Genomic DNA, 6,232 nt, shown 5'->3' with positions numbered 1-6,232 from the left:
AAGAAAGAAGACGCCATGAAGACGCAGTCAGGCCGGGTTATACAACAGGTACTGAATCATCATCATAGACTCGGCTGTTTCCACCCCACCGATACGCTGACCTGATCCCTTTCTTCCACTCCTTCCAGCACCGCTATACCGCTTACCCGGTATCGGTGTGGCAGACTCCGGTTACGGCTCGAAGAAAATTACCGGTTCATGCAGGAAAACGGGATAGAGGCCTTTGTCAAGTACAACTACTTCCATAAAGAGCAGCGTCCCCGTTATACTCCCAACCCGTTCCATGCGGAAAGTCTCCATTACAATGCGGGGGAGGATTATTACGTTTGTCCGATGGGGCAACACATGAACCGCATAGGAACCAGACATGACAAAACAGCGAGCGGATACATCACCGAAAGTGCCCGGTACAAAGCACAAAGATGCGAAGGTTGTCCTTTGCATGGAAGTTGTTTTAAAGCACGGGGGAACCGTATTATAGAAGTCAACCACCGGTTAAACCAATACAAACGGCAGGCACGGGAAAGGTTAGTCTCAGAAGAAGGAGTCAGGCATAGGGGCAGGCGGTGTATAGAACCGGAAGCTGTGTTCGGACAAATGAAATACAACATGGCATACAGGAGGTTCCGGCATGTGGGAGAAGACAAGGTGACAATGGACTTTGCCTTCTTTGCCATAGCTTTTAATATCAAAAAGATGTGTGCAAAACTGAGAAAAACAGGAAAGGAGCTCATTACACTTACTAAATCTATATTTATTGGACTATTTATAACCCGATACAACGGGAATATAGCAACTTGTTACCAAATGAATGAGAAAAAAGCGGCGTAGACAAAAGAAAAGATAACAGGACGATAAATTATAGAAAAAGGTTGTGCCAACGTTTTGACACAACCTCCTTTTACAATTTATTTATTAATCAAAAAGGATATTCCTAATTATCGATGTGAAATTATTTCATTTCGATACCCTTGTTCTGCAAAGTGACATTCAATACTCTTGCATATTCAGCATATTGTTTGTCAGTCAGTGCTTTTCTCATCAACTTCAAGTTTCCATAAACTGCATTGTGAAGTTTCTTTTTCTGATCCTTCTTGGCAGTTGTAGCACGTTCCATCTGTGTAGAGAAGTAATCGCAAATGTTTGCTACTTCTTCATGCTGGTCAGCGGATAAATTCAAATATTTACTCAACTTGGTTACGTTGATGTTACCATCCCATTTTGCAGTTGTAGGTTGATTTCCTGCTGCAAATGTCGTAGCAGTCAGGCAGACTGCTGCCATTAATGTTAATCCTAAACGTTTCATAATACCTACTTTTAATTTGTTATACCTAAAAACAATTCTAACTCTAAAAATCTAATACCTATTGAAAACAGCTCTAAGCGCTTAGCTTTTTCTTTTTACCTGTGCAAATATAGAAATATGTTTTATAACACAAAAATGAAAAAGAAAGAAAGTGCTGTTTTGATGACTATTTCTTGATGTAGATCAATTATATGATGTTATTTTGATTGTTTGAGGTCTTTTTTGTAATATGAATGTAATATAGTTATCGTACACGGTTGATCAGAATGATAGTGGATACTTTGCGTGTAATGTATAATGGGCTATCGGGCGGACATGAGTAAATTCAGCTCCTGGCTGATTTCTTCAACAATTTCCCGGGTAGCAAGTGACAGACATTCGGCCATATCATCCAGACAGCCTTGATTGGCGGCATAGGAATCTTCATAGTTCCGATCTCTGCGAGACTGCTTATGCTTGACATTGTAGGTTTTGTCTAACAAGCAATCGCCATTGTACGAAAAACGTATAGAAATGGAAAGTTGAGTTTGTGCCGGGCGGTAACGAGCACTTTGCAAGGTAATGTAACCACCTTCGAACCAAATAAATCCGCTTTCATTTAAAACAACGCCACCAGTTGTTTCATTCTGCCTGACTTTTACCTCCAGGCGGTAAACAGAGTCAGCGGGAACTTGATTGTCTTTGTTATCTATTAATTGGAAGCAGGTACTACTATTACATTCAGTTAATAATGCATCCGTGAGGAATTCACGATAAAGTTGGCTGAGAGAATGCTCACCCAGCCGTGTGCGGAAGCGATCCTGTTGCCTATTAAAGATAATCAGTGGAATGAAGAAACCACCTTTCCGCTTGATAGTGCTGTAATAATCAGTGTTGGAGTAATCTATAAAATCCAGATAGATGCTGTCTTTGACTTTGCCGGTATATTCTTGCGAAATAAGCTCATAGAAAAGATTGCTACGCATGCCATTCAATTCTTTCTGCATGCTGCGCGAACTTCGGCAGGAACAGAAAGACACGGCTATTAACAAGAGAAGAATATAATGCTTCATGGTATAATCTTATTGAGTATATGGTGGTAAGTTTTCATTGTCAATAATCTCATCGGGCAGTTGCATTGTCATTCTTGTTTCCGAACTGATTCCTACAAATCCGAGCCCGCCTTTTACATTACTTGGTATCATGACCGGTTCCATAAGTGCTTCTTCATAATTACCCGATTCCAGAGTGTTTAGGGCTTTTAAGTAGCGGAATTCAGCTTCACTGATGCTGAGCAGGCGGACAGTGATACTTTTGGAACGGCGAGTGACGTTATAAAGCCATAAATTGTAATCATGATAAAGTTGAGTATAAACCTTCAATGTACAGGTAGCATCAGAAAAGCGGTCATCGGTGAAGACATTATATTTATTTTCAATGTAACTACCGAAAAAATCATCTTCATCATCTTCACTACTGCTGGGATTTCCATCTGTCAGTATCACATCTTCCCGATTGATGATAGCTGTTTCCCTGGCATAGAGGACGGTATCTATGCGGCTGTCGTATTGTCCGTGAACGGCAATGTCATTCCATATGTCCAAGCGGTAGTAATTTTTCTCATTAGGGCGGTCTTGCAGGGTAATCTTAAACTGGCGATGGGTTTCCCATCCGCTGTACACTCTGATGGGGATGAGGCATGTATCTATTTGGATGGAGCTTACCGGATAGGGAACGGTAACTTCGGCTGTTGTATGATATTTGCCATTTTCAGCTATCGCTTCCAGACAAATTTGCTCACCGGCTTTCAAAGGGGTAGTGATGCGGAATTTTTTGCGTTTTGCTATTTCCGGGAGGTTATTGAGAGGTGCATTGGGATCATAGACCATATCCAGACTACCAATAGGTTTGAGTGGGGGAAGTTCTTCCGCCTTTTCGACAAGCTTCCCGTTGACATATAGGTTTACAGTAGCTTCTTCTACGTGTGAGAGGCCATGTGTACCACTTAGGTTGAGATATACGTAGTTCTCCGGTTCTCCTGCATCAAGGAGGGCGTTCATAATGAGTTGTGGTTCACTGTGAGCCGGGGTATAGGGGATTTCATTCTCGCAGGAGGTGGAGAAAAGGATGATACCTATATATATGATAAGGTGTAAAGAGCAAATTCTTGTTTTCATTTTTTTGTTTCCGGTTCTATGGTTATTTGTTGTCATATCTTAGAACTTGTATGTATAGGTGACAGACGGAATGATCGGTAGTAAAGTTATTTTCTTTATGAATAGCTTTGATGTATTATAACCACCTGTGTATTTACCGTGTTCATCTTTATAGGCGAGGTAATCATAATCGCGCCGTTTGCCATAAACGAGTGTTGGGTTCATTGAATTATAAGCATTGTAGAGGCTGATATTCCAGGTTCGCATGCCATGCTTGGTTTTCTTGTTAAAGTTCACCCCAATGTTCAATCTATGGCTGGCAGGTAGGCGGTAGTTATTACGTTTGGAGATGTAGTCAGTTTGCTCTATGCTGCCATCAGGTTTGAGAATGACCGTTTGCTGTTCCGGTAAGGTAACTGTTCCGCCACTATTGTATATCCAGGAAGCTCCAATGTCAATGCGTTCACTGAATTTATGGTTCAGGCAGAGGCTAATACTGTGTCGGCGGTCGTATTTATAGGGAAAACGCTCACCATCGTTGATACTGCCGTCTTTGAATTGGCGATCTGCTTTAGCCAGGGTATATGCCAACCAACCGGTGGTTTTACCTATGGTCTTTTGCGCCATGAACTCTATGCCCATTGAACGTCCTTTACCCATTTCTACTTTCTCTTCCCAATTGGTTGAACTACCAAAGAAAGAAACCCCGTTCTGGTATTCCAGTACGTTGCGCATCTGTTTGTAATATCCTTCAATGGAGAACTCCCAACTCCGGATTCCGGTATAATATCCGCCTAAAGAGTATTGATTGGCACGCATAGGACGTATGTTTTTGGTAATAGGTACCCATAAATCTGTAGGCATGGCGAGTGGAGTGGAGGAGAGTTGGTGTACATATTGAGCCATCTGGGAGAAAGATGCCTTTACTGAGAAACCATGATCGAATCGATAATGAACGGAAAGACGCGGTTGTATAGAGAAATAATTCTTCCCCTGTGTATTGAACAGAGAAATGTGTACTCCTGCATTTAAACTAGTACGGCTACCTATATCAAAATTATCTTCTGCATAAACAGAAGCCTCATGCCCGTGCAGGTAACTGTTTGAAATACTGTTATATAAGGTGTCTTGTTCAGTTACACCATTTTCCTCTTCTTTCATTTTTGAAGTATTGGTTTCCGGACGGAAGGTATGGTATAGGTATTCTACACCAAACTTTATGTGGTGTGAAGGAATAGGTGTATAGTCGAAGTCAGTCCGGAAACTCCAGTCACGGATTCCCGAACGATACTCAGAATCGTATTGATAGAAGTAGGACTGTGATGAAGAGTAGATATTTTCTTCTTTTGCTCTGCCTTTTAAGATCATGCGATAACTGTTGAAAGCTACGGTTGTATTGCTAAACAGTTTGTTGGTAAATACGTAATTCCAACGTCCAGCAACGATTGTATTTCCCCAGTTCAGCCCATTTTTGCTTTCATAACAATCGCTGGTACCGTAACTCTCTTTGAAGTTATAGTGATAGTGATCCTTCCCATGATAAAAACTCAGGAAAAGCCGGCTACGATCATTAAACTTATGGTTTACTTTGGCATTGAGGTCATAGAAGTAATAATTGAACTCATCACCGTCACTACTGAAAGCTTTTCCCATAAAAGCAGTGTGCGTAGTACGTCCGCTAAGCGAAAAAGAAGTGCGATCTTTGACAATAGGTCCTTCCAGATGTATTTTATCAGTGAGTGTACCTATGCTCAGTGCACCATGATAACGTTTCATATCCCCGTCGTTGGTACGCACGTCTACAATAGACGAAAGACGTCCGCCGTAGCGTGCCGGAAAAGAACTCTTGAACAGTGTAACCTTTTTCACAGCTTCGGGTGTGAAGATAGAGAAGACACCTAATAGGTGGTCAGCATTATATACCGGAATACCGTCCAGCAATATCAGGTTCTGATCCGGTCCTCCACCACGTACATATAAACCGGAGAAGCCTTCGGTTCCTGCCTGTACGCCTGGCATTAGCTGGATGGTTTTCAATATATCAGCCTCCCCCAGTACAGCGGGTGTATGTTGTATTTGTGCCATGGGAATCTCATGTGCACCCATGGCGGTGGCTTGGATGCCGGCTTCCTTTTTATCCGAAAGTATGATCACTTCCGCCAGTTCGTTATTAGTGTTCAGGCGAATATTGAGCACGGTGTCTTTGTTTAGCGGGAACGAACTGTGCCGTGTTTCGTACCCTAAATACGAAAAACTTAATTCAGCGTCCCCCTCCGGTAAGGTGAGGGTATAGAAACCGAAAGGATTGGTGGCAGTGCCCACACGCTGACGACTATCGAGAACATTGGCACCAATCAGCGTCTCGGAAGACGCTCCGTCCGTTACGTATCCGCTGATCGTGAACCGCCGGCTTACGGTTTTCTGCGGCATGGGCCGCTTATGTAGTAAAATATGTTTTCCTGATATTTCGAAGCCTATAGGCTGCATTTCGAAAACCTTCCGCAGGATTTCATTGATAGTGAGATCGCGGACAGCCAATGTGATGCGGCTATTCAGGCGTACTTCTTCTCCATAGATGAAGCTGTAACCGGTTTTTTGTTCCATTTGTTTCACAAACTCTTCCAGTGTGACATTTTGTAGTTTAATACTAAAACGCGTTTGTGAAGGGTTGGCCTGTAAAATACAAGTGGCAAATACGAGCGTACTTTGTAGAGTACAGGTCGAGAGGAGAACCGCTCCCACCAGGAATAATTTCCTGATGGTGCGGGGTGAGCAGATAGAGGATTTCATT

General features: G+C 42.4%; 4 protein-coding genes and 1 pseudogene. 1 reads left to right on the top strand and 4 read right to left on the bottom strand.

Going from position 1 to position 6,232, the window contains the following annotated elements; translation table 11 throughout:
• Positions 1 to 71: 71 nt before the first annotated feature.
• Positions 72 to 831 (top strand): annotated as a pseudogene (locus BACINT_RS01745) (transposase); the annotation flags it as partial.
• A 121-nt stretch (positions 832 to 952) separates the two neighbouring features.
• Here the strand turns inward: BACINT_RS01745 and BACINT_RS01740 are convergent.
• From BACINT_RS01740 to BACINT_RS01725, 4 genes are all read right to left on the bottom strand, one after another.
• Entirely contained in the window at positions 953 to 1,306 is a 354-nt protein-coding gene (locus BACINT_RS01740) for a hypothetical protein (RefSeq protein ID WP_007660134.1), read from the bottom strand.
• 302 nt (positions 1,307 to 1,608) lie between these two features.
• Positions 1,609 to 2,358 (bottom strand): hypothetical protein, encoded by a 750-nt coding sequence (locus BACINT_RS01735; RefSeq protein WP_021967217.1) that lies wholly within the window; start codon positions 2,356 to 2,358, stop codon positions 1,609 to 1,611.
• Positions 2,359 to 2,367: 9 nt separating this feature from the next.
• Positions 2,368 to 3,462 (bottom strand): DUF4249 domain-containing protein, encoded by a 1,095-nt coding sequence (locus tag BACINT_RS01730; protein ID WP_044154605.1) that lies wholly within the window; start codon positions 3,460 to 3,462, stop codon positions 2,368 to 2,370.
• A gap of 39 nt (positions 3,463 to 3,501) precedes the next feature.
• On the bottom strand, positions 3,502 to 6,231 hold the full coding sequence (locus BACINT_RS01725; protein WP_044154604.1) for a carboxypeptidase-like regulatory domain-containing protein: 2,730 nt from the start codon (positions 6,229 to 6,231) through the stop codon (positions 3,502 to 3,504).
• Position 6,232: the final 1 nt, after the last annotated feature.

It is taken from the genome of Bacteroides intestinalis DSM 17393, from assembly GCF_000172175.1.
Lineage (GTDB): Bacteria > Bacteroidota > Bacteroidia > Bacteroidales > Bacteroidaceae > Bacteroides > Bacteroides intestinalis.
The sequence above is the reverse complement of the archived record's forward strand: the minus strand, read 5'-3'. Positions and strand labels throughout refer to the sequence as shown.

Bases quoted from the DNA above. Each gene is read 5' to 3' on its own strand.
- BACINT_RS01735 (WP_021967217.1), bottom strand. From the start codon at position 2,358: ATGAAGCATTATATTCTTCTCTTGTTAATAGCCGTGTCTTTCTGTTCC.
- BACINT_RS01730 (WP_044154605.1), bottom strand. From the start codon at position 3,462: ATGAAAACAAGAATTTGCTCTTTACACCTTATCATATATATAGGTATC.
- BACINT_RS01740 (WP_007660134.1), bottom strand. From the start codon at position 1,306: ATGAAACGTTTAGGATTAACATTAATGGCAGCAGTCTGCCTGACTGCT.
- BACINT_RS01725 (WP_044154604.1), bottom strand. From the start codon at position 6,231: ATGAAATCCTCTATCTGCTCACCCCGCACCATCAGGAAATTATTCCTG.